The following is a 21981-nucleotide window of genomic DNA, read 5'->3' as shown; positions in this document are numbered from 1 at the left end:
GGCTGTTCCCCGGAGGCCGTTGTGGGCCCGGGCCGGTGCGGGACGCCGCTGCCCGGGCCCTGGAAGGCGCCCTCTAGTCTGATGTGACGATCAGCGGCGAGACAAGGACACCCAGCCCATGGCACTGCAGATCAGCGCGACCGATCCGGAGCACCCCGCGCTCCTGCTGGAACTGCCGTGGGACGTGCCCCTGGAGGACTGGCCGGAGGAGTACCTGGTGCCGCTGCCGCGGGGTATCTCCCGGCACGTGGTGCGCTACTCCCGGGCAGGCGACGAGGTGATCGCCGTCAAGGAGCTGGCCGAGCGCCCGGCGCTGCGCGAGTACGACATGTTGCGCGACCTGGACCGGCTCGGCATCCCGTCGGTGGACCCGCTGGCCGTGGTCACGGGCCGTACCGACGCGAGCGGGGCCCCGCTGGAGAGCGTCCTGATCACCCGGCACCTGGGCGGTTCGATGCCGTACCGCTCGATGTTCGAGACCACCATGCGCCCGGCCACCATGCACCGGCTGATGGACGCGCTCGCCGTCCTCCTGGTGCGACTGCACCTGGCCGGGTTCGCCTGGGGCGACTGCTCGCTCTCCAACACGCTCTTCCGGCGCGACGCGGGCGCCTTCGCCGCCTACCTGGTCGACGCCGAGACCGGTGACCTGCATCCGCAGCTCAGCTCGGGGCAGCGGGACTACGACCTCGACCTCGCCCGGGTGAACATCAGCGGGGAGCTGCTGGACCTGGAGGCCTCCGGGGCACTGCACCCGTCCGTGGACCCGATCGAGTTCGGCACGGAGATCTGCGCCCGCTACCGCGGACTGTGGGAGGAACTGACCCGGGCCTCCGTCTACCCGGCCGGCAAGTACCACTACATAGAACGCCGGATCCGCCGCCTCAACGACCTCGGTTTCGACGTCGCCGAGATGCAGATCGAGCACGCCTCGAACGGCGACACGGTCAGCTTCGTGCCCAAGGTCGTCGACGCGGGCCACCACCAGCGGCAGCTGCTGCGCCTGACCGGGCTGGACGCGGAGGAGAACCAGGCCCGGCGGCTGCTCAACGACCTTGAGAGCTGGATGGCGACCCAGGACGACTACACCCCGGGCGCCCCTGCCCCCAGTTCTCGGCTTCGCTCGAACAGGGGGAACCTCCATGGCACCCGCCCGGAGGTGCTGGCCCACCGCTGGGTGCGGGAGGTGTTCCGCCCGACCGTGCGAGCCGTGCCCCTCGAACTGCGCGGCGCCATGGACCCGGCGGAGATCTACCACCAGCTCCTCGAACACCGCTGGTACCTGTCCGAGCGGGCCCAGCACGACATCGGCCTCGACGCGGTGGTCGAGGACTACATCCGGAACATCCTGCCCATGGCACGCCAGACGCTGCAGCCGACGGCGGAGTGAGCGGCCGGCGCCCTCACCCGTGCGGCACCACCGCCACCGGGCAGTCCGCGTGGTGCAGCATCCCGTGGGCCACCGAGCCGATGCGGGCTCCGACGGCCGTGCGGTGGGCGCGGCGGCCGACGACCATCAGCTGGGCCGTCCCGGCCACCGACAGCAGTACCTGACTGGCACTGCCCATCTCCACGTGCTCCTCGACCGGCACGTCCGGGAAGCGTTCCCGCCAGGGCCGGACCGCGGCGGCCAGGCTCTTCTTCTCGTACGGCTCCAGACCGCCGGCCTCGTCGAGGAGCTTCAGCGAGCCGGGGCTGTAGGCGAAGACGGGCGGCAGGTTCCAGGCCCGTACGACCCGTACGGTCGCCCCGCGCGCGGCGGCCGTCTCGAAGGCGAAGCGCAACGCGTCGGCGCTGTCCTCCGGGTCACCCTGCTGTCCGACGACGATCTCGCGCCCGGCGGCCTCGGACGAGGGCTCGTCACCGGCCCGGACGAGTACCACGGGCCGGGTGGCCGCGGCGATCACCTGCTGGCCGACCGAGCCGAGCAGGAATCCGACGATGCGGCCGTGCCCGCGCGAGCCGAGCACCAACGTCTCGGCGTCGGCCGCGGCGGCGACCAGGGTGTCGGCCACCGGGCCCTCGACGACGGCGGTGGTGACCGCGAGGTCCGGATGCCGTTCGATGACCGTCCCGACGGCCTCGGTCACTGCGCTGTGCACCCACTCGCTCTGGCTGTCCGCGTCCCCCTCGATCCCCGCTTCCAGCGCCTCCTGCGGCTGTACCCGCCAGGCGTGCACCACGCGCAGCGGCCGGTCGCGCCGTACCGCCTCCCGCGCCGCCCAGGCGAGGGCCGCGAGGCTCTCCTGCGATCCGTCGACCCCTGCCGTGATCGGGCGTGTCATCCGGCCGTCTCCCCTCGTGGAAATCACTACGTGCTCATGATCAGTCTTCACTACACTGCCCGCATGTCGCTGGGGTGGGAACAGGTCATGGTGGACTCTGCCGAACCGGAGGCCCTCGGCCGCAGGTGGGCGCAGGCTCTGGGCTGGGTGGTGGTGAACGACGCACCCGACGAGTTCGAGATCCGGCCCGCCCCGGACCGGCTGCCGGGGCTGCTCTTCACGACGGTGCCGGAGCGTAAGACGATCAAGAACCGCCTCCACCTCGATTTCCGGCCCGACGACCGGGAGGCCGAGGTGGCACGGCTGCTGGCGCTCGGTGCGCGGCACGCCGACGTCGGGCAGGGCGAGCAGTCGTGGGTGACGCTCGCCGACCCGGAGGGCAACGAGTTCTGCGTGCTGGGGTCCCCCCGGAGCTGATCCCCGTATCCGGGCGCCGGGCAGCGATCGAACATACGATGGGCGGAGGTCGGCGCGGTGCTCCGGGGCGCCGCGCCGTGAGTCGACCGCCCGGCGTGGGGGACGCATGGCACAGGCCGCCGATTCGGCGCGGACCGTCATCATGACCGTGGACGACGACCCGGGTGTCTCCCGGGCCGTGGCCCGGTACCTGAGGCGACGGTACGGCGCGTCGTACCGGATCGTGCGGGCGGAGTCCGGCGAGTCCGCGCTGGACGCGCTGCGCGAGCTGAAGCTGCGCGGCGATCTCGTGGCGGTGATCCTGGCCGACTACCGCATGCCGCGCATGAACGGCATCGAGTTCCTCGAAGAGGCCCTGGACGTCTGCCCGGGCGCGCGGCGCGTGCTGCTGACCGCGTACGCGGACACGAACGCCGCGATCAACGTCGTCGACCTCGACCACTATCTGCTGAAGCCGTGGGACCCGCCCGAGGAGAAGCTGTACCCGGTCCTCGACGATCTGCTCCGGGCGTGGCAGTCCAGCGACTTCCGGCCCGTGCCCAGCACCAAGGTCGTGGGGCACCGGTGGTCGTCGCGCTCCTCGGACGTACGGGAGTTCCTGGCCCGCAACCAGGTGGCGTACCGCTGGTACTCCGCCGACGAGCCGGAGGGGCGGCGGCTGCCGGCCGCGGCCGGCGAGGACGGGAGGCGACTGCCGGTGGTGGTCACACCGGACGGGACACCGCTGGTCGAGCCGGAGGCCGTCGACCTCGCCACCCGGGTCGGGCCGGCGACGACCCCGACGGCCGACAGCGCGGGCGGGCAGGGGACGTTGACGGTGCGGACGGCCTCGGACCACGACCGGCTGCTGGTGGAGTTCCGTGACAGGGCGTCGGGATTTCGGCACAGGACCGGGGGCGGATCTTCGATCCCTTCTTCACCACCAAGCCGGTGGGTGAGGGGACCGGGCTCGGGCTCGGCATCTCCTGGCGGATCGTGGTCGACAAGCACCACGGGAGCATCCAGGTGGAGTCGGAGCCGGGCGCCACGCGTTTCCAGGTACTGCTTCCGCTGACAGCGGTCGAGGAGGAGTCGGCATGAGTGCGGAGAACGGAATCGACCCGGTTGCCGCGCCGAGCGGCAGTGGCTGCGCGGAGTGCGACGCGGCGGGCGGGTGGTGGTTCCACCTGCGGCGGTGTGCGCGGTGCGGGCACGTGGGGTGCTGCGACAGCTCTCCGGCGAAGCACGCGACGGCTCATTTCAGGGAGTCGGGGCATCCCTTGGTCCAGAGCTTCGAGCCGGGTGAGGACTGGTACTGGGACTACTCGACGAACGAGTTGTACGAGTCGGGGCCGGAGCTGGCCGCGCCGGTGAGTCATCCCGCGGATCAGCCGGTACCGGGGCCTGCGGGGCGGGTGCCGGATGACTGGGCGAGGGTTTTGCGGGCCTAGGGGCCCGGGTCCGTCGTTTCGTTGCGGCTGCGGGTTGTCGGTGGTTGACCGCGCCCACGCGGCGGAGCCGTACAACGCCACAGCCCCGCGCCCTCAAGAGAGTTGGTTCAGTGCCGAACATTTCCTTCATCACGCCGGTCGTCGGGCGGGAAGCCGAACTCGACCGGCTCTCCTCCGTGCTGGAGCGTGCTCGTGCCGGTGAGGCACGGGCCGTGCTGGTCGCCGGGGACGCCGGGGTGGGCAAGACCCGGCTGCTGGACGAGGTCGGTGGACTGGCCGCTGACGCCGGAATGACCGTGGTCACCGGGCATTGTGTGGATCTCGGGGATGTCGGTCTGCCCTATCTGCCCTTCACCGAGGTGCTGGGTGTACTCGCGGGCGATGAGCGGTTCGCTTCCGCCCTGGCCGCCCATCCCGCCGTCGAGCGGCTGCTGGGGGCCGGGTCCGATTCCGTGCGGGACGTGGACGGGCGGTTGCGGCTGTTCGAGGGGATGGCGGGGCTGCTGGCCGATGTCGCGGAGGTCGCGCCGCTGTTGCTCGTGCTGGAGGACCTGCACTGGGCCGACCAGTCCTCGCGCGATCTGCTGCGGTTCCTGCTCGGCCGGGGCGTGCTCCGGCACCGGCTGGCGGTGTTCGCCTCGTACCGGGCCGACGACCTGCACCGCAGGCATCCGCTGCGGCCGCTGCTGGCGGAGCTGATACGGCTGCCCCTCGTAGAGCGGCTGGAGTTGCGGCCGCTGGCCGACCCCGATGTGGACCGACTGGTGCGCGCCCTGGAGCCCAGACCGCTGCCGGAGGCGACGGTACGGCGGATCGTGGAGCGGGCCGAGGGGAACGCCTTCTACGCCGAGGAGCTGCTCGCGGCCACGGACACGGAGTCCGGTGGGATGCCCAGCGGGCTCGCCGATGTGCTGCTGATCCGTTTCGAGCAGCTTTCCGAGACAGCGCAGCAGGTGCTGCGGACCGCCGCCGTCGCCGGACGCCGGGTGGAGCACGATCTGTTGCGGGAGGCGGCCGGGCTGCCGGAGCCGGAGCTGGAGTCGGCACTGCGTGCTGCGGTGGGGCGGCAACTGCTCGTCGCCGGGGACGACGACACGTACTCCTTCCGGCACGCCCTCGCCCGCGAAGCCGTCTACGCCGATCTGCTGCCCGGGGAGCGGGCGAGGCTGCACGGCGCGTTCGCGCGGCTGCTCGCCGGACGCGGGCACCGCGCCGAGAGTGCCGCCGAGCGCGCCCATCACTACCGGGAGAGCCACGACCTGGCCGAGGCGCTGGCCGCTTCGCTGGAGGCCGCCGATCACGCCCAGCAGGTCGGCGCGCCGGCCGAGGAGCAGCGGCATCTCGAAGCGGCCCTCGATCTGTGGCCGGCTGTCGCCGCCGAGGCCCGTCCGTCGGGCGTGGGTGTCGACCGGGTGACGCTGACCCTGCGGGCCTCCGCGGCGGCCGCGCACGCCGGGGAGCTGCACCGCGCGGTCTCCCTCACCCGGTCCGCACTGGCGGAGCTCGGCCAGGACGCCGATTCCGAACTCGCCGCCCGGGTCCGCTACACGCTCGCCGGTGACCTGCTGCGGGTGGACAGCCTGACGGCGGCGTTCGCCTACAGCAGCGAGGCCCTGGCGATGATCCCCGAGGAGCCTGCGTCGCGCACCTGGGTGTGGGCGGCGGCCACGCACGTCCTGGCCGCACGCCACGTCGGGGAGAACGGGACCGCGCTGCAGGTCGCCCGCAGGGCCCTGGGAGTGGCGGAGCGGCTGCGGGTGACCGACGCCCAGGCGGACCTGCTGATCTCCCTGGCCGTCTTCGACGGCGAGGGGCGGCGCGGCCGGGAGGGTCGTCAGCGACTGCTCAAGGCTCGTGAACTGGCCCGGAGTTCGGGCAACGCGCCCGTCGAGCTGCGTGCCCTGTTCAATCTGGCCATGGGCTGTTACGAGTCCGGTGCCCTGGCGGAGTGCGTGCCCTTCCTGACGGAGGGCCTGGACCGGGCCCGGCGCGCCGGGCTGCTGTCGTCGCCGTACCCGCTGGAGATGCGCTATCTGCGGCTGCTGGTGCTCAACGTGCTGGGCCGCTGGGACGAGTGTGTGCGCGCGGCGGCGGCCGACGCCGAGGTGCTGCCGGCCGCCGGCGGGTACACGATGGGCCCCGCGCTGTTCGTGACGCTCGCGCGGGGTGACGTGACGGCCGCCGACCGGGCGCGTGCCCTGCTGGAGGGGCCGTTCGACTGGATGGCCGCCCTGGTGGCGGGCATCGTGCTCACCGACGCGGCGGCGCTGCGTGGTGATCCGGAGGACGCGGTGCGGTGGATGCGGTCCACGGTCACGGCTCTCACCGACGAGACGGGCGCCCGCCCCGACGTGACGGTCCGGCTCGCCGCCCTGGCGCTGGCGGCGGTGGCCGACGCGGCCGCCGGGCTGCGGCTGACCGGGGACGAGGCCGGGGCGCGCCGCTGGACGGACACCGCGTCGGAGCTGGTGGAACTGGCGCGGGCCATTGCCTGCCGGGGTGAGAACGGCGCCGCGCAGGGCCCCGAGGGGCAGGCGTGGCTGGCGCGTGCCGAGGCGGAGTGGCTCCGGGCGCGGTCCGGGCCGGATGTGGCGGCCTGGGCGGAGGCGGTGGCCGCGTTCGGCTACGGCGACGTCTACGAGCGGTCGCGGTGCCGGCTGCGGTACGCCGAGGCCCTGGTGGCGGCCGGGCATCGCGAGGAGGCCGCGGCGGAGGCCCGGGCGGTCCGGGAGAGCGCGGACCTCCTGGGTGCCGCGCCCCTGCGGGAGCAGGTGGACGCCCTGGTCCGTCGCGGCCGGCTGTCGGACAGGCCCGGCGGCGACGACGGGGCGGCCGTGCTCACCGCGCGCGAGCAGGACGTGCTGCGGCTGCTCGCTCTCGGCCGCAGCAACCGGCAGATCGGCGAGGAGCTGTTCATCACCGGCAAGACCGCGAGCGTCCACGTCTCCAACATCCTCGCCAAGCTGGGCGCGTCGAGCCGTGGGGAGGCCGTGGCGGTCGCCTACCGCGAGGGCCTCATCGCCCCGGAGCCGTCGACGTCCGGCTGACCGGGCGGCCTTGCGCCGTGGCGGGCGGTGTCAGCCGGTCCGGCAGTCGAGGCTTCGGAGATCGACGGCGTCGGCCATCGCCTGCATCCCTTTGTCGTTGGGGTGCAGGTGGTCGCCGCCGTCGAAGGCGGGGAGCATCTTTTCGGGGTCGTGGGGGCTGCGCAGGACGCGGTCGAAGTCGGTGACCGCGTCGAACGCGCCGCTGTCGCGGATGAAGGCGTTGACCTGCCGTCGCACCGCTTCCCCGGCGGGGTCCCACTCCTGCCACCCCTTGTAGGGGGCGATCGTGGCGCCGACGACGCACTTCCCGGCCGCGTGCGCCCGGTCGATCAGCGTGCGGTACCCGTCGATCAGCCCGGCACCCGTGGCACCGGGTTCGGCCTTGATGTCGTTGACGCCCTGGAAGAGGAACACCGTGCGTACGCCCGGCAGGGAGAGCGCGTCCCGTTCCATGCGGTTCAGCGCGCTCTGTCCCGGGCCGTCGAGGATGACCTTGTTCCCGGCGATGCCCGCGTTGGCCACGCCTTCGACCGTGCTGCCGGACGCGGCCAGGCGGCGGGCCAGGTAGTCGGGCCAGCGGCGGTCCCGGCCGGTGGTGGACTGCCAGCCGTCGGTGATGGAGTCGCCGAGGGCGGCCACGGCGCCGGTCCCCTTGCGGGGCCGTACGGTGACGGCGTCGAGGTAGAACCAGGAGCCGGTCCGCTGTTTCCAGTGGGCCGCGCCCTCCTCGGCGGTGTGGTCGCCGTGCGTGGTGTACGACGTCTGCATCGCCAGCCAGTGCCCGGTGAGCGGGCCGCCCGCCCGGGGGACGTACAGGCTGACGGCGAGGGTGCGCCCGGCGGGGACGTGGCCGGGCAGCGGGTCGCTGTAGACGATGCCGCCGGCGGGCACGGTGACGGAGCGTGCGCCGCGGAAGGTCAGGCGCCTGTTGCTGCCGGGGACGAGTGCGGCGCCGTCCCGTTGCAGTCCCGCGTGGACGTTGCCGAACGTCACCGGCTGGTCGCCGAAGGCGTTGGACAGCCGCACCCTGAGGTCGCTGCCGCCGACGCTGGTGTGCACCATCAGCCGGTAGCCGCGGGCCTTCACCGCTTCGCCGATGTGGCCCGCGGAGGAGGCCCAGGTGACCACGCCCCGCCCGGCCGCCGTCGGGGCGCCGGGCGGCGGGCTCGGCTGGTCCCCCGGAGGTACCGTGCCGGTTCCGCAGCCCAGTGCGACACAGGTGGAGAGGGCGGCCAGGGCGGCACGGCAGCGGGGGCGTGCGGTGCGGGGCATCGTCGGCGCTCCTTCGGCCGGTCGGTGGGATGCGGGCGGGCGGTGTCACGGGGCCCAGGACACGGTAGTGGTGCGGTTCGTCGACGGCTGTGCGGGGTGGCGTCGCCGGGCGTGCCGCGCCGCAGGCACGGGCCGGGGCGAAGCCGCCGCGCCGTACCGCGGGCACGAGCCGGGGCGAAGCCGCCGCGCCGTACCGCGGGCACGAGCCGGGGCGAAGCCGCCGCGCACGACGCGCCCGGTGCCGGCCAGAATTCCCGCACTGGGGGCCGGCCAGGGTTCCCGCGCCGGGCCGGCCGGGGTTCCCGCGCCGGGAACCCCCGTGCTCCGGCGGCCGTTGTCCGGGCAACCGGTCCCGCGCGGGGAGGGCAGGGCGGCACGATGGACGAGTTGGTTCCCGGGGGAAATCTGACGCTCCCGGACGGTGCGGTGAGCGTACGCGTGCCCGGGCCGTTCGACGTGTCCGCGCTCGTGACGGACGACGGCGGAAAGGTCCGTGGCGACGGTGACTTCGTCTTCTACAACCAGCCGTCGGCGCCGGGAGCCGTCCTGCGGGGCGACACGCTCACGGTGAACCCGCCGGGACTGCGCACCGGCGCGACCAGGGTCACGGTCGTCATCAGCCCCGCCGACCCGGCGACCGCCCTCGGCGGCCTGCCCTCCCCCACGCTCCACGTCGCCGACGCCGGCGGCAGCCCGCTGGCCCGCTTCACCCCGCCGCCCCCTGGGCAGGAGACCATGCTGCTGCTGGCGGAGCTCTACCGGCGCGGCGGCCGCTGGAAGCTGCGCGCCCTGGGCCAGGGGTACGCCGACGGACTGGCGGGGCTCGCACGGGACTTCGGCGTGGACGTCGTGGACGACACACCCTCCGGCGCCTCCAGTGCCCCCGATCCCGACGGCTTCCTGCCTCTGGTCAACTCCGCGCGGGCCGCGGCCGGTTCTCCACCGCTCCTCCTTGACTCCCGCCTGGTGTCGGCGGCTCGCGAGCATGCCGCCGCCATGGCCGCCGCCGGGCGTCTCGGCGTCGAGACGCGCGACGGCGTCTCCGTCTACCAGCGCGTCGTCGGCTCCGGGTTCCCGTACCTCACCATCGGCGAGCACCTGGTGTCCGGACCGCGCACGGCCGCCGAGTTCGTCGCGTACTGCGTGCGCACGGACGGGCCCCGGCGCACCCTGCACGACCCGGCGTTCACCCACGCCGGACTCGCCCGGGTGCACGACGGCCCGTCCGGTGACACCTTCTGGACAGCACTGTGGGCCAGGCCGTTCACCCCGGACGGGCTGGCCGGCACGGCGGCGGCCGTCATCGACCTCACCAACCGGGAGCGAACCCGGGCCGGGCTCCCGCCCCTGGCCGCCGACCCGTTGCTCACGGCCGCCGCCCAGGCGCACAGCGCGGACATGGTGGCCCGCGCCTTCTACGCGCACACCGCCCCCGACGGTTCCCAACCCTGGGACCGGGCCGCCGCGGCCGGTTCGACCCGGCGTGCCATCGGCGAGAACATCGCCTGCGGCCAGCGCTCCCCCGCCGACGTCGTGGAGGGCTGGATGAACAGTCCCGGCCACCGGGCCAACATCCTCGAACCCGGCTTCACCCACATCGGCATCGGCTTCGCCGGGGGTGGCCGGGCGGGCACGTACTGGACGCAGCTCTTCGGCGGTTGACGCCGGCGACCGCGCCGCGGGACCCGGTCTCCCGCGCGATCTTGGCGGAGGGAGACGCTCCGGGCGAGGATGCCGGTATGAAGGGTGACCTCTTTTCCAGTGAGCACATGGTGCAGCCGGCCGTGGCGCCGGGCATGACGATCGAAAACTCCAAGTGTGTCCGGTACACGGTGAACGGCGAGATGCTGGCCCGGCAGGGCGCGATGATCTCCTACCGGGGCAACCTCCAGTTCGAGCGCAAGGGCCAGGGCGTGGGCGGCATGCTCAAGCGCGCGGTCACCGGTGAGGGGCTGCCGCTGATGGCGGTGCGCGGGCAGGGTGAGGCCTGGTTCGCGCACGAGGCGCAGAACTGCTTCATCGTCGATGTCGAGCCCGGCGACGAGTTCACGGTCAACGGCCGCAACGTCCTGTGTTTCGACGCCACGTTGTCCTACCGCATCGCGACCGTGAAGGGCGCCGGCATCACCGGCGGCGGCCTGTTCAACAGCGTCTTCACCGGGCACGGCAAGCTGGGCCTGGTCTGCGAGGGCAATCCGCTCGTCATCCCCGTCTCGCCGCAGTACCCGGTGTATGTCGACACGGACGCGATCGTCGGCTGGACCGCGGGTCTGCAGACCTCGCTGCACCGCTCCCAGTCCATCGGCTCCATGCTGCGCGGCGGCTCCGGCGAGGCCGTGCAACTGCTGCTCCAGGGCGAGGGGTACGTCGTCGTCCGGCCGAGCGAGGCGACACCGCACAAAGCCGGCCAGCACTGAGCACTCCCCGGGTGATCTGCGCCTCAGAGGCAACCCGGGCCGTGGCGTCGACGTCTTGATCGGCAACAGGTGATGCCCTGGCCCTTGTGGCCAGGGCAGGTGTCCACCCTTCTATACGCCTCATGTATACGCACAGCGTATACACGAGGTGCATACGGACCGAAAGGCATCGATGTACGGCAAGGCATTCGCCCCGGAGTACCAGGGCGCGCTCACCACCCTGTCCGTCAACTCCTCACTGACCGAGGTCCTGGCCGCCGGTACCGAGCAGTTGAGAGCGGCCGAGCGCGCCGGGCAGCCCGGGGACGCGGCGCGTTCCGGACTCGCGGTGGCCGAGGCGCACCGCCGGCTGGGCCGGGTCGAGGACGCGGACCGGGCCTGGAAGGCGAGCTACCGCGCGGCCCGGCAGGCCGGGGACGTCGGGGCGATGGCCTGGGCGCTGTGGAGCGGCGGCACGCTGGCCCGGCAGCGCGGCGCGCTGCCGCTGGCCCGCAGGCTGCTCCGGCTGGCGGCCGACCTGGGCGAACAGGGCGGGGACATCGTCGTCCGCGGCTACTCGCTGGCCGGCCTGGCCGAGACCGGCCGCATCCAGGGCGACTACGAGGCCGTCGGCCGGCTGCACGAGCAGTTGCTCGCCGAGGCCCGGCGGCGCGGGGAGGCGCGGCACACGGTGTGGGCGCTGGAGGGCATCGCGCAGATGCACCGCAACACCGGGCGCTACGACACGGCGTACGCGCTGTTCGAAGAGGCCGCCGAGATCGCCGTGCGTGCCGACGACCGGCGCGGCCACGCCTGGGCGCTGCGCGGACTGGCCGATGTGGTGTCGGTGCGCGACGGCGACACCGAGCGGGCCCTGGAGCTGCTGAGCCGGGCGGAGACGACATGCCGCACGATGCGGCTGTCCAGCGCGCTGGCCTACAACCACAAGATGCGCGGCAACGTCCTGTACCGGGCGGGGCGTTACGCGCAGGCACGCGAGCTGTACGAGCAGGCGCTCGATGAGTTCCGTGAGATGAGCGAGCCGCGCGGGGAGGCGCTGTCGCGGCTGGGCCTCGCCAAGTCCCTGGCCCGCCTGGGCCGCGACGCCGACGAGACGGCAGCCGAACTGGCCGACCTGGCGGGCCTGCTGGAGCGCATCGGCCTGCAGCACGCCCGCCGCATGGTCGCCCGGGCCCATGAGGAACTCGGCATACCGGCGGCCGGGCCGGCGACGGAGGCGGCACGGTGACGGCGCCGCCGAGGACGGTGAAGGCGACGAGGGCGACCGGCTCCGCCCGAAGTGCCCCGACCGCTCGCACGGTACGGCGGGGCGAGATGCGCGATCTCGCGGTGGGCACCGATGACATCCCCCCGGTCCTCCACCGCTGTCGCGCCCTGGTCCGGCCCGCCCTGGAGGAGGCCGTCGGACGGCTGCACCCGTGGGTCGGTGAGATGGCCGCGTACTCCTTCGGCTGGTGCGAGGCCGGCGGTGCGCCGTCCGTCGCCTCCGGTGGCAAGGGCGTACGGCAGGCGCTCGCGGTGCTCGGGGCCGAGGCGGCCGGTGCGCCGGGGCGGGCCGGTGTGGCCGCGGCCGTCGCGGTGGAACTGGTGCACACCTTCTCCCTGCTGCACGACGACATCATGGACGGCGACGCGGACCGGCGGGGCCGCCCGACCGTGTGGAAGGCCTACGGCACGGGGCCAGCTGTACTCGCGGGCGACGCCCTGTTCGCCTTGGCCGTCGAGACCCTCGCCGCGCAGCCGCGAGGCGCTGGAGCCGTTCGGACCCTGTCCGTGGCGCTGGGCGACCTGGTACGCGGGCAGGCGGACGACCTGCTGTTCGCCGACCGTCCGTGGACGGGGCCGGAGCGGGTGAGACCGGACGAGTACCGGGCGATGGCGGAGCGCAAGACGGGCGCGCTGCTGGGCTGCGCGGCAGCGCTCGGTGCCGTGCTCGCAGGTGCCGGCACCGAGACGGCCGCCGCGCTCGAGCGGGCGGGCCGGCACCTCGGAGTCGCGTTCCAGATCGTCGACGACGTGCTGGGGATCTGGGGCGATCCCTGTATCACCGGCAAGCCGGTCCACGGTGATCTGCGCGAGCGGAAGAAGACGTACCCGGTGCTGGTAGCACTCGGCTCCCCCCTGGGCGGCCGGGTCGCCGCACTCCTGGAGACGGGGGATGCGCCGGAGACGGCGGCGGTGCTGATCGAGGAGGCGGGCGGCCGTTCGGCGGCCATGGCGCAGGCCCGGCGGCACATCGGCGCCGTCGAGACGGCGCTCGCCGGGGCGCCGTTGGCCACGCGGGCCGCCGACGACCTGCGGTCGCTGCTCGCCTACCTGGTACGGCGCGACACCTGAACCGGCGCGAACGGCCCGCCCTCCGGGCGGGCAGTGGCGCTCGCTCTCCGGCGAGGCCGACGGGCGCGGGGCGCACCACCCACCCTCGCCGACGCGACCCGCCGACCCCCGCTCCAGCCACAGGCACGCGGCACACCACCCACCCTCGCCGACGCGATCCGCCAGCTCGCGCTCCCCCGGCCGCACCGCGTTGACCACACCCCCTTCCGCGCGTCAGGGTTCGGCACGGCGCGTTCCGCGACCCCGCGCCGGAAGGATGGCTGCCATGATCGGCATCTCGGAGATCGAAGCCGAGGCCGGGCGGATCGCCGGGCACGTCGTACGCACCCCGACGGTGGACAGCCCGGGACTGTCGGAGCTGCTCGGCGCGCCGGTCACCGCCAAGCTCGAACTGCTGCAGCGCACCGGCTCGTTCAAGGCGCGCGGGGCGACCGCGAAGCTGCTCTCGCTGGGCGGGGCCGAACGGGCCGCCGGGGTGGTGGCGGTCAGCGGCGGCAACCACGGGATCGCCCTGGCGGTCATGGCCGCGGCCCTCGATGTGAAGGCCATGGTGGTGATGCCGCGCTCGGCACCCGCCCGTGCCGTGGAGATCGCGGAGGCCGCCGGCGCGTCGGTGCGGCTGACCGACGGCATGGACGGTGCCTTCGCTCTCGCGACGCGGCTCCAGCAGGAGGGACTGACCCTGGTCCACCCCTTCGACGACCCGGTGGTGATCGCCGGGCAGGGCACGGTCGGGCTGGAGTTCGCCGCCGACGCCGGTGAGCTCACCGACGTCCTCGTGAGTATCGGGGGTGGCGGCCTGATCGCCGGTGTCGCCGCCGCGCTGCGGGCCCAGCGGCCCGGGGTGCGGGTGTGGGGTGTGGAGACCGAGGGCGCGCAGGCCATGTCGGAGGCACTGGCGGCGGGCGGCCCGTTGCCGGTCGCCCTGTCGTCGATCGTCTCCACGCTCAGCGCCCCGTCCGTGTCGCAGCTGACCTACGACCATGTCTCGGCCCTGGTCACCGAGGTTCTCGTGGTTCCGGACCGGGAGGCCGTGCAGGGCTCCCTCGACCTGGCCGACCATGCCAAGGTGTGGGCCGAACCGGCGGCCGGCTGTCTGCTCCCCGCCGCCCGGAAGATCCTGGAGCGGGTCGGCGACGGCGCCCGGCTCGGCCTGGTGGTGTGCGGGGGCAACGTGACGACGGGCGATCTGTTCGCCTGGTCACGACGCTTCGGTCTGCGCTGACGATCCGGCCGCTGTCGGGCAATCAGTCGCGGAATTCATCGGAGGGCTTCGAGTTCGGACCTTGTTCACGTCCGCATTTACCGCCGGTTACCACCAGGCCGGGCAGGAATTGGCTAATCCACGGCCCGCCGCGGGCGAATTCCTCGCGCCCGTGGCGGCCCGGGCGGCCGAGGTGAACCGCACCGGAGCCCGCGAATGACCTTTTTCCCTCGTACACTTGATCCCATCTCTTGAACAAAAGACAAGAATGGACACGGAGTTGCGATCCGATTGAACGCGGACGGGCTCACTCCCCGTACCTCTGGAAAAGGTGAGAGCCAGGTTTCCAGCGAGGGATGGCCATGGGCAGGGCGCACGTCTCCACACACCAGTTGGTCGCCGGCCGGTACCGGCTGCTCGAGATCATCCAGCGGGAGACCAACCGCATCTGCTGGTACGCCGAGGACACCGGGACCGGCGAGATCTCCCGTCCGTGCCTCGTGACCCAGATCGGGCTTCCGGAGGACCCGCGCGAGGCCGAGCGCCGGGCCGCCGCCCGCCTGCTGCGGACGACCGAGAACATGGTGCTGCTGTGTCCCGGCCGGATCGCCACCGTCGTCGACGCCGTGGAGGAGACCGGCGCCCTGTGGACCGTCAACGAGTGGATCGACGGCACCCCTCTCGGTGAGCTCCTCTCGGAGCAGGGCACGTTCAACTACGTCCGGGCGGCGCGGATCGGTCTGGAGCTGCTCGACGTGCTGGACGCCGCGCACGCCCAGGGCATCACACACGGAGAGCTCAGCCCGGGCCAGGTGTTCGTGCGCGAGGACCACTCGGTCGTCGTCACCGGCTTCGGCCTGGCCGGCGCGACCCTCGCGCCGCGTCTGACGGCACCGGCGTACGCGTCCCCGGAGCAGGCGCGCGACCAGCGCATCGGTCCCGCGGCCGATCTGTGGGCGCTGGGCGCGATCCTGTACACGATGGTCGAGGGGCGCCCGCCGTTCCGGGACCGGGGGCGTCCCGAGAACACCCTGAAGGGCGTGGACCGGCTGCCGCTGCGCACGCCGGTGCGCGCCGGGCCGCTCACCCAGGTCGTGCAGGGACTGCTCCGCAAGGAGTCCCGGGAGCGGCTGACCCGCCCGGTGGTGCGTGAGGCGCTGACCCGCGCGCTCAGCGAGGACCCCGAGGCGGCCCTGGCCGCGGCGCCGGCCCCGCGGCTGCGCGGCGCCTACGCCGCTGTGCGGCCGGGGAGCCCGGCGTGGAGCAGACGGACCATGGTGGCGGGGACGGCTCTGGCCGTGGTCACCGTCGCGGTCGCCGTGCTCGCCGCGACCCAGGGGCTGCCCGGCACGGACGACGGCAGCGACGCGGCCGAATCGCCGGCCCGGCCGCCGGCCTCCGCCGCCACACCGGGCGAGGGCACCGGCGGCGGCCCCGATCCGTCCGGGGCACCCAGCCGGCCCGAGTCCCCCTCCCTGTCCCCCTCTCCCTCCCCCACGCCCACTCCGTCGCCCCCGTCCTCCGCTCCCACGCCCACGCCGTCCGCCCCGGCCACGGCCCTGCCCCCCGGCTTCCAGCGCTACCGCGCGCCGGAGGGCTTCTCCGTCGCGCTCCCCGAGGGTTTCAAGCGGCTGGACACCGACCGCGAGGGCGATGCCTACCGGGTCGTCTTCGGCGCCGAGGGCGGGGACCGCACGCTGGCCGTCACCTACAGCGAGAAGGCGGGTCCGGACCCCGTGGCCGTGTGGCGGGACGACGTCGAGCCGAACCTCAAGCAGGCCGACGACTACGACCGGATCGGGGCGATCCGCGCGACGACGTACCAGGGCCGCGAGGCCGCCGACATGGAGTGGACCGCGGACGTCGACGGCACCCGGGTGCACACCCTCGGCCGGGGTCTCCTGCTGGGCGGCGGCCGGAGTTTCTCGCTGCGCTGGACGACCCCGGACGCCGACTGGGACGACGCCGCCAACCAGCAGGCCTTGCGCACGTTCTTCAAGACCTTCCGGCCGGAGTCAGGCTGAGCGGCGCGGGGCGCGCAGGCCGGTGAGCCGGTCGCCGTGCAGCGGCTCGGTGAGCCAGTGCGCGGTGAGCGTCCCGTCCGCGAGGGAACAGGCCAGCGCCAGACGGTGCGGGGTCTCCAGGAACACCACCGCGACGGACAGCGTGCCGGCATCGGTCCAGCCGCCGCTCACCGCGGTCGGGACGGGTTCCTCGGCGACCGTCCAGCCCTCCCGTGCGAGGCGGAGGACGAGCCGGTCCGGCCGGTCCGGCCGGTCCCCTTCTCCGGTGAGCGTGAGCGTCCAGCCGTCCGCGTCCCGGGCGAGCCCGGCGGACCGGATCGGTCCCGGCCCCGCCAGGGGCGTGAACGCTGCCCCGGCCCAGTCCCGGACCCGGTCCGGGGGCGCGGACCGGCCAGGGGCGGGCGGCAGTGCGAGCCGGTCCAGGCGCTCGCGCAGCTCCGCGTCGGCGGCCTCGCGGCCGGTCAGCGGCTCGGGGCCGAACGCGGGCAGCAGATGCGCCCAGACCAGGTCCAGGTACTGCTGCATCCACTCGGTCGCCGCGGTCGACGCGATCACCACGTCCTGCTCCGGCAGCACCAGGCAGAACTGGCCGTACGCGCCGTCGCCCCGGTAGCCGTGCCGGGACGTCCAGAACTGGTGGCCGTAGCCCCGGTCCCAGTCCTGCCGGTCCTCGTCACCCATGGCCCCGGCGGTGGGCATCCGGGGGTGCGAGGCCCGGGCGGCCCATCCCTCCGGCAGCAGCCGTTCGCCCTCCCAGAGCCCGTCGCGCAGGTACAACTGGCCGAGCCGGGCCACGGCGTCGGTGGTGGCGTGCAGACCGCTGAAGCCGATCTCGCGGCCCGTGCGGTCCCGCAGCCAGGCCACCTCGCCGATGCCCAGCGGGTCCAGCAGCCGGGGGCGCAGGTACTCGGTCAGCGACTGGCCGGTCACGCGCTGGACGATCGCGGCCAGCGTGTGGGTGGCGGGCTGGTTGTAGGCGAAGACGGTGCCCGGGTCGCCGTCCGGCGGCAGGTGCAGGAACCCTCGCACGGGGTCGGCGGGGTCGCGGCCATAGGCCTCGTCAACGGTGTCCCGCCGGTGGCCGCTGGCCATGGACGCCACGTGCCGTACGAGCATGGCCCGGCTGCGCGGGTCGGTGACGCCGGCCTCGGACTCCGGGAAGTACGAGATCACCGGCGCGTCGAAGTCGAGCAGCCCCTCGGCCTCCGCCAGGGCGGCCGCGGTCCCGGTGAAGCTCTTGCTGAGCGAGTACAGCAGATGGGGGCGTTCGGCGGTGTAGGGCGCCCACCAGCCGGAGGCGACCAGCTGCCCGTGCCGCATGATCATCAGGCTGTGCGGCTCGATCTCGGGGGCGGCTTCGAGAGCGTCGAGGAAGGCGTGGACTCCGGAGGCGTCGACCCCCTGTGCGGCGGGTCCGGAGGACGGCAGGGCGGAAGCACTCATGGATGCATCCTGCACCCGTCGGCGGCCTTGATCGAGCCGTTTCCGGGCCCGCTGTCAGGGGACTCGCGGGTTATGGTGCAAATCGGATACACGATGATGACCGAGCAGGCCGGCCCTCGTGACCTCGTCGACCATGTGGTCCGGGCCGAGGAGGCCGGCTTCGACTTCTCGGTGACCTCCGACCACTACTTCCCGTGGCTGCGCTCGCAGGGGCATTCGCCGTACGCGTGGGCCGTGCTGGGCGCGGCCGCCCAGGCCACGTCACGGATCCCGCTGATGACGTACGTGACGTGCCCGACCTTCCGCTACCACCCCGCGGTGGTGGCGCAGAAGGCGGCGACGCTGCAGTTGCTGTCCGAGGGCCGGTTCCGGCTGGGACTGGGCTCGGGCGAGAACCTCAACGAACACGTGGTGGGCGGGGGCTGGCCGTCCGTCGATGTGCGGCACGAGATGTTCGAGGAGGCCGTGGAGATCATCCGCGCCCTCTTCGAGGGCGGGCACGTCAACCACCGCGGCACGCACTTCGACGTGGAGTCGGCCCGGCTGTGGGACCTGCCGGACGAGGCGCCGCCGATCGGTGTCGCCGTCTCCGGTGAGCGGTCGTGCGAACTCGCGGGCCGGCTCGGGGACCTGGTGATCGCCACGGAGCCCAAGGCCGGGCTGCTGGAGGCATTCGACCGGCACGGCGGACAGGGCAAGCCGCGGGTCGGCCAGCTGCCGGTCTGCTACGACCCCGACCGGGACACGGCCGTCAAGCGGGCGCACTCCCAGTTCCGCTGGTTCGGCAGTGGCTGGAAGGTCAACTCTGAGTTGCCGCACCCGGATTCCTTCGAGGCGGCGACCCAGTTCGTCACGCAGGACGACGTCGCCGACGCCATCCCGTGCGGTGACGACCCGGACGCGTTCGTCGAGGCCGTCCGCCCGTACGCCGAGGCCGGGTTCACCGAGGTCGCCCTCGTCCAGATCGGCGGCGAGTCGCAGCCGGCGTACCTGGACTGGTCGGAGAAGACCCTGCTGCCGGCGCTGCGTGACGCGTTCGGCTGAAGTCGTCGGCCAGCGCTTGCACAGCCCGTTCGACCAGATGAGCCCTCCGGCCCGGGGGGCTCCTCTTCACGAGCGCGCTCACCCGCTGGGCCTCCTCGGTCGTGGGCAGGAACCCGGCCAGCAGGAGGGGCAACAGCAGGCGCCGGACGAGTACTTCACTCTCGGAGGTGACCTGCGGCCTGCGCACCACCGAGACGTTGACCCGGATCGCGTGTTCGTTGCCGGGCGGGACGCCCGGACGGTCCGTCTCGATAGCGGCGTAGCGGAAGCCGTGCGCCAGGTCGCAGGCTGCGCAGCCGGCCGGGCCGCGGGCGAGCCGGGCCCGGCAGTCGGGGCACACCAGCCGGTCGAGGGCGGCGTCGACGATCCGCCAGTCGTGCCGGTGCGGTTCGGCCGCGACCGTCTCGGCCAGTGCCCGTTCCTGGTCGCCGCCCGCGACGGTGTCCCGCTGCCGCAGGAAGGCGGCCCACTCCCCCTCTACGATGCCGTCCACCAGGGCGCGGCAGGCGGCACAGTCGGGCGCACCTGCGTACGCGTACCCACCGCATTCCGCGCAGCGGCGCAGCGCCGCGTCCGGCTCGGGTCGCACCATGCCGGCCATCGTCACGCACCCCGCCCGGCAGGGGAAGCGATTTACGGCGCCGGGCGGTGAAGGGCGAGGTCAGCGGGTGCCGCTAGGCTTCCGTGCGCACCTCGTGCCGTCCCGTCCGCCCGCCCGCCTCAGGAGAGTCGTCCGTGACCGTAGCCATCACCCCGCCCGAGACGTCCCCCGCTGCCCCGGCGCCCGTCTCCGACCCGGTCGCGCGGGACGCGCGGGAGTTCGGGGCGTACGCCCGGACCGGAGGGTGGGCCTTCGGGCTCAAGGTGGCGCGCAGCGTGCGGCCCGGCGGGCAGGGCGCGGACGAGACGCCGAAGGTGTCCGCGAAGGAGTTCGCGGAACTCGCCGGCTGTTCCGCTGAGCGGGTCATGCGCTACTACAAGGCCTGGGACCGGGCGGCCGACGACGGGATGGTCCCGCACTTCGAGGTGCTGACGCCGGGTCAGGAAGTGGAACTGCCGGACGCCGACGTGTGGCCGAGCTACTACGTCTCCCGCAACAGCGCGACCTCCGAGCGCGGCACCGCCATCACCGAGGCCGCCGAGGCGGAGGGCATCCGGCCCACGAAGGCCCTGGAGGTCGCGGAGAACCCCACCGCCCTGCGCGCCGCGATCCTCGCCGACCCCTCCACCGCCCGCGCGGCCCGGCAGGCCCTGCTGGACCGGGTCCGGGAGGACCCGGACCTCCAGTCGGAACTGGCCCGTGACGTCGTGCGCACCGACGAGCTGAAGAAGGCCGTCGCCGGGGAGAGCAGGGCGGCCGACCGGATCGGTTACGTGCGCCAGATCGCCGAGTCGGGGCAGTTCAGGACGCCCGCCGGGCAGACCGTCGACGCGCCCGCCGACCTGCGCCAGGAGGCCGAGCGGCACCTGTCCCTCATCGACGAGCTGGACGAGGGCGAGGACGCCGGCGAGTGGGCCGCCGAGGCGTACGGCGCGATGAAGTCCCGCGTCGTCGATGTCGTGGAGGGCGATCCGGGGCTGCGTGTGCAGGAGCGGCGCACGAAGTTCTACAGCAGCCTGCAGAAGGCGACCAAGGTGTTCGAGGAGCTGACCTTCGACGACGCCGGGGAGTTCTACGAGGACGACATGGTGCAGCGTCTGGAGGATCTGCAGCGGGCCGTCGCCGTCTGCATCGAGTCGCTGCGCGGTGCTCGCGGGAATCACCCGGTCGGCTGAGCATTCCGGCGGGATCGGGGGTACTAGAGGGCTCTACGTCGGTTCTTCCCGGAGGCCCTCTCGTGAACTCGTTCGTCCACAAGACCCTGGTGGTGCAGCTCCAGGCGGGCGACACGGACCGTTTCTCCGTGCTCGCCCACCTGAGCTACGACGCCGCGGACCCGTTCGCCGTCACCGTGGTCTTCAGCCATGACGGCCGCGTACTCGCCCGGTGGCAGCTGGACCGGGAGATGCTCGGTGAGGCGCTGCGGCGTCCGGTGGGGGTGGGCGACGTGCGGATGCGCCCGGAATCCCGGGGCATGTGGCAGGAGCTGCGCATGGAGTTCCTCGGCGACGCCCGCGCCGACGGGGGACGGCACCACGCGGTGGTCTTCGCCTGGGCGCCGGGGTTCGCCGCGTTCCTGCGCGAGACGTACGACGTGGTGCAGCCGGGCCGCGAGGAGGTCCACGTCGACGACTTCCTGGCGGGCGTGCTCGCCGGGGGTTGAATCACGGCCGGTCCGTGTGGGCGTCCTCATGCCGAGGCACTGCTCCGGCCGGGACGACGCGCTGCCGAGGGAGAGCCGGCTGCCGGCCGCCCGACCCGTGGTGCCGAGGTGGGCGGCCGTGGTGCCGCTGCCCGGCCGGGTACCCGGCCGAGTCGGTACTCATCGGCGTGGCCGGCGAGTCGCTGCTCAGCCGCGTGCCCGGCCCGGCAGCGGGCGGCCGTACCGTCACCTCGCCGTGTAGCGGTGCCGCGTCCACAGCGGCAGGACGAACCAGCACAGCAGATACCAGGCGACCACCCCGGCGACCAGGTAGGGCACGAAGCCGTCGTGCGTCGCCACGCGCAGGATCAGCAGCAGCGAGGCGGTCGTCGTGGCGAGCAGCAGCACGAGTCCGAGCAGCGTGAGCCGGGAGGCCAGCTGCACCGCCTGGGGCTTGACGCGCCGCCCGGAGACGAGGCGGTGCAGGGACACCGGGCCGATGAGCGCCCCGGTCGCGCAGGCGCCCAGGACGACCGTCACCAGGTAGATCGTCTGGTCGGTGGCGGAGAGGTCGTCGTACTTCTCGGTGAACACCACGGTGAGCAGAAAGCCGAACAGGATCTGCACGCCCATCTGCGCCACGCGGACCTCCTGGATGAGTTCCTGCCACATCCGGTCCGCTCTCTCCTCCTCCGTCTCGTTGCGCCCCCGGCGCATGGCCCCGCCCTCCGCCGTGTCCGCCACTGTTTCCTCCTGGTGTGAGTCCTGAGCCCCCGGTGTGAGCCCTGAGCCCTCCTCTTTCCCGGGTTCCCCGTAAC

18 protein-coding genes and 2 pseudogenes are annotated in these 21981 nt (G+C 73.5%); 15 read left to right on the top strand and 5 right to left on the bottom strand.

The genetic code is table 11. The annotated features are described in order from the left end of the window. Window positions 1–118 precede the first annotated feature (118 nt). Window positions 119–1390 carry a DUF4032 domain-containing protein gene (locus tag ACFY9S_RS35770; protein WP_391137214.1) on the top strand — a complete coding sequence of 424 codons (1272 nt, stop codon included), beginning with the start codon at window positions 119–121 and terminating at the stop codon, window positions 1388–1390. Window positions 1391–1403: 13 nt separating this feature from the next. Here the strand turns inward: ACFY9S_RS35770 and ACFY9S_RS35765 are convergent, their stop codons facing one another. Further along, window positions 1404–2285, bottom strand: coding sequence for a universal stress protein (locus tag ACFY9S_RS35765; protein ID WP_391137211.1), 882 nt, complete (start codon window positions 2283–2285; stop codon window positions 1404–1406). 63 nt (window positions 2286–2348) lie between these two features. Between ACFY9S_RS35765 and ACFY9S_RS35760 the strand changes: the two genes are divergently transcribed. The 5 genes and pseudogenes from ACFY9S_RS35760 to ACFY9S_RS35740 all read left to right on the top strand — a co-directional run bounded on the left by ACFY9S_RS35760 (window position 2349) and on the right by ACFY9S_RS35740 (window position 7179). Further along, window positions 2349–2702, top strand: coding sequence for a VOC family protein (locus ACFY9S_RS35760; protein WP_391137209.1), 354 nt, complete (start codon window positions 2349–2351; stop codon window positions 2700–2702). Window positions 2703–2808: 106 nt separating this feature from the next. Continuing rightward, window positions 2809–3492, top strand: a pseudogene (locus tag ACFY9S_RS35755) (response regulator); the annotation flags it as partial. Then, a pseudogene (locus ACFY9S_RS35750) lies at window positions 3493–3782 on the top strand (ATP-binding protein); the annotation flags it as partial. Beyond that, a complete protein-coding gene (locus ACFY9S_RS35745) occupies window positions 3779–4132 on the top strand; it encodes a UBP-type zinc finger domain-containing protein (protein WP_391137206.1) in 354 nt (117 codons plus the stop codon). The pseudogene ACFY9S_RS35750 and the gene ACFY9S_RS35745, both read left to right, overlap by 4 nt. 110 nt (window positions 4133–4242) lie before the next feature. Further along, complete coding sequence (locus ACFY9S_RS35740) at window positions 4243–7179, top strand: AAA family ATPase (protein WP_391137203.1); 2937 nt, start codon at window positions 4243–4245, stop codon at window positions 7177–7179. 30 nt (window positions 7180–7209) lie between these two features. On the opposite strand, the gene ACFY9S_RS35735 is transcribed toward ACFY9S_RS35740, so the two are convergent. Next, entirely contained in the window at window positions 7210–8451 is a 1242-nt protein-coding gene (locus ACFY9S_RS35735) for a GDSL-type esterase/lipase family protein (protein WP_391137200.1), read from the bottom strand. Window positions 8452–8829: 378 nt separating this feature from the next. Between ACFY9S_RS35735 and ACFY9S_RS35730 the strand changes: the two genes are divergently transcribed. The 6 genes from ACFY9S_RS35730 to ACFY9S_RS35705 all read left to right on the top strand — a co-directional run bounded on the left by ACFY9S_RS35730 (window position 8830) and on the right by ACFY9S_RS35705 (window position 16433). After that, on the top strand, window positions 8830–10113 hold the full coding sequence (locus ACFY9S_RS35730) for a CAP domain-containing protein (RefSeq protein ID WP_391137197.1): 1284 nt from the start codon (window positions 8830–8832) through the stop codon (window positions 10111–10113). 77 nt (window positions 10114–10190) lie between these two features. After that, complete coding sequence (locus tag ACFY9S_RS35725) at window positions 10191–10868, top strand: AIM24 family protein (protein WP_391137194.1); 678 nt, start codon at window positions 10191–10193, stop codon at window positions 10866–10868. Between the two features lie 172 nt (window positions 10869–11040). Further along, window positions 11041–12096, top strand: coding sequence for a tetratricopeptide repeat protein (locus tag ACFY9S_RS35720; protein ID WP_391137191.1), 1056 nt, complete (start codon window positions 11041–11043; stop codon window positions 12094–12096). Between the two features lie 86 nt (window positions 12097–12182). After that, window positions 12183–13205 (top strand): polyprenyl synthetase family protein, encoded by a 1023-nt coding sequence (locus ACFY9S_RS35715; protein WP_391137188.1) that lies wholly within the window; start codon window positions 12183–12185, stop codon window positions 13203–13205. 265 nt (window positions 13206–13470) lie between these two features. Beyond that, window positions 13471–14430, top strand: coding sequence for a pyridoxal-phosphate dependent enzyme (locus ACFY9S_RS35710; protein WP_391137185.1), 960 nt, complete (start codon window positions 13471–13473; stop codon window positions 14428–14430). 341 nt (window positions 14431–14771) lie between these two features. Next, on the top strand, window positions 14772–16433 hold the full coding sequence (locus tag ACFY9S_RS35705) for a protein kinase (RefSeq protein WP_391137182.1): 1662 nt from the start codon (window positions 14772–14774) through the stop codon (window positions 16431–16433). Here the strand turns inward: ACFY9S_RS35705 and ACFY9S_RS35700 are convergent. Then, a complete protein-coding gene (locus tag ACFY9S_RS35700) occupies window positions 16425–17876 on the bottom strand; it encodes a serine hydrolase (protein WP_391137179.1) in 1452 nt (483 codons plus the stop codon). The two genes, ACFY9S_RS35705 and ACFY9S_RS35700, sit on opposite strands and share 9 nt — an antisense overlap. Before the next feature lie 72 nt (window positions 17877–17948). Between ACFY9S_RS35700 and ACFY9S_RS35695 the strand changes: the two genes are divergently transcribed. Further along, window positions 17949–18920, top strand: a complete 972-nt coding sequence (locus tag ACFY9S_RS35695; protein ID WP_358959892.1) for an LLM class F420-dependent oxidoreductase — start codon at window positions 17949–17951, stop codon at window positions 18918–18920. On the opposite strand, the gene ACFY9S_RS35690 is transcribed toward ACFY9S_RS35695, so the two are convergent. Beyond that, window positions 18817–19512 carry a hypothetical protein gene (locus ACFY9S_RS35690; protein ID WP_391137175.1) on the bottom strand — a complete coding sequence of 232 codons (696 nt, stop codon included), beginning with the start codon at window positions 19510–19512 and terminating at the stop codon, window positions 18817–18819. The two genes, ACFY9S_RS35695 and ACFY9S_RS35690, sit on opposite strands and share 104 nt — an antisense overlap. 143 nt (window positions 19513–19655) lie before the next feature. Between ACFY9S_RS35690 and ACFY9S_RS35685 the strand changes: the two genes are divergently transcribed. Both ACFY9S_RS35685 and ACFY9S_RS35680 read left to right on the top strand, forming a co-directional pair. After that, window positions 19656–20696, top strand: coding sequence for a hypothetical protein (locus ACFY9S_RS35685; RefSeq protein ID WP_391137172.1), 1041 nt, complete (start codon window positions 19656–19658; stop codon window positions 20694–20696). A 62-nt stretch (window positions 20697–20758) separates the two neighbouring features. After that, window positions 20759–21184: an SsgA family sporulation/cell division regulator gene (locus ACFY9S_RS35680; protein WP_102911607.1), complete on the top strand. Its 426-nt coding sequence runs from the start codon at window positions 20759–20761 to the stop codon at window positions 21182–21184. Window positions 21185–21409: 225 nt separating this feature from the next. Here ACFY9S_RS35680 and ACFY9S_RS35675 read toward each other — a convergent pair whose 3' ends face one another. After that, the gene (locus ACFY9S_RS35675) at window positions 21410–21880 is read right to left on the bottom strand and encodes a DUF6328 family protein (RefSeq protein WP_102911611.1); all 471 of its coding nucleotides are present in this window, start codon (window positions 21878–21880) and stop codon (window positions 21410–21412) included. Between the last annotated feature and the right edge of the window lie 101 nt (window positions 21881–21981).

This window comes from Streptomyces sp. NPDC012474, assembly GCF_042955185.1.
GTDB lineage: Bacteria > Actinomycetota > Actinomycetes > Streptomycetales > Streptomycetaceae > Streptomyces > Streptomyces cahuitamycinicus.
Note: the sequence above shows the minus strand (reverse complement) of the source record. Positions and strands in the feature narration are given on the sequence as shown.

Bases quoted from the DNA above. Each gene is read 5' to 3' on its own strand.
- ACFY9S_RS35770 (WP_391137214.1), top strand. From the start codon at position 119: ATGGCACTGCAGATCAGCGCGACCGATCCGGAGCACCCCGCGCTCCTG.
- ACFY9S_RS35765 (WP_391137211.1), bottom strand. From the start codon at position 2,285: ATGACACGCCCGATCACGGCAGGGGTCGACGGATCGCAGGAGAGCCTC.
- ACFY9S_RS35760 (WP_391137209.1), top strand. From the start codon at position 2,349: ATGTCGCTGGGGTGGGAACAGGTCATGGTGGACTCTGCCGAACCGGAG.
- ACFY9S_RS35745 (WP_391137206.1), top strand. From the start codon at position 3,779: ATGAGTGCGGAGAACGGAATCGACCCGGTTGCCGCGCCGAGCGGCAGT.
- ACFY9S_RS35735 (WP_391137200.1), bottom strand. From the start codon at position 8,451: ATGCCCCGCACCGCACGCCCCCGCTGCCGTGCCGCCCTGGCCGCCCTC.
- ACFY9S_RS35730 (WP_391137197.1), top strand. From the start codon at position 8,830: ATGGACGAGTTGGTTCCCGGGGGAAATCTGACGCTCCCGGACGGTGCG.
- ACFY9S_RS35725 (WP_391137194.1), top strand. From the start codon at position 10,191: ATGAAGGGTGACCTCTTTTCCAGTGAGCACATGGTGCAGCCGGCCGTG.
- ACFY9S_RS35720 (WP_391137191.1), top strand. From the start codon at position 11,041: ATGTACGGCAAGGCATTCGCCCCGGAGTACCAGGGCGCGCTCACCACC.
- ACFY9S_RS35715 (WP_391137188.1), top strand. From the start codon at position 12,183: ATGCGCGATCTCGCGGTGGGCACCGATGACATCCCCCCGGTCCTCCAC.
- ACFY9S_RS35710 (WP_391137185.1), top strand. From the start codon at position 13,471: ATGATCGGCATCTCGGAGATCGAAGCCGAGGCCGGGCGGATCGCCGGG.
- ACFY9S_RS35705 (WP_391137182.1), top strand. From the start codon at position 14,772: ATGGGCAGGGCGCACGTCTCCACACACCAGTTGGTCGCCGGCCGGTAC.
- ACFY9S_RS35700 (WP_391137179.1), bottom strand. From the start codon at position 17,876: ATGAGTGCTTCCGCCCTGCCGTCCTCCGGACCCGCCGCACAGGGGGTC.
- ACFY9S_RS35695 (WP_358959892.1), top strand. From the start codon at position 17,949: ATGGTGCAAATCGGATACACGATGATGACCGAGCAGGCCGGCCCTCGT.
- ACFY9S_RS35690 (WP_391137175.1), bottom strand. From the start codon at position 19,512: ATGGTGCGACCCGAGCCGGACGCGGCGCTGCGCCGCTGCGCGGAATGC.
- ACFY9S_RS35675 (WP_102911611.1), bottom strand. From the start codon at position 21,880: ATGCGCCGGGGGCGCAACGAGACGGAGGAGGAGAGAGCGGACCGGATG.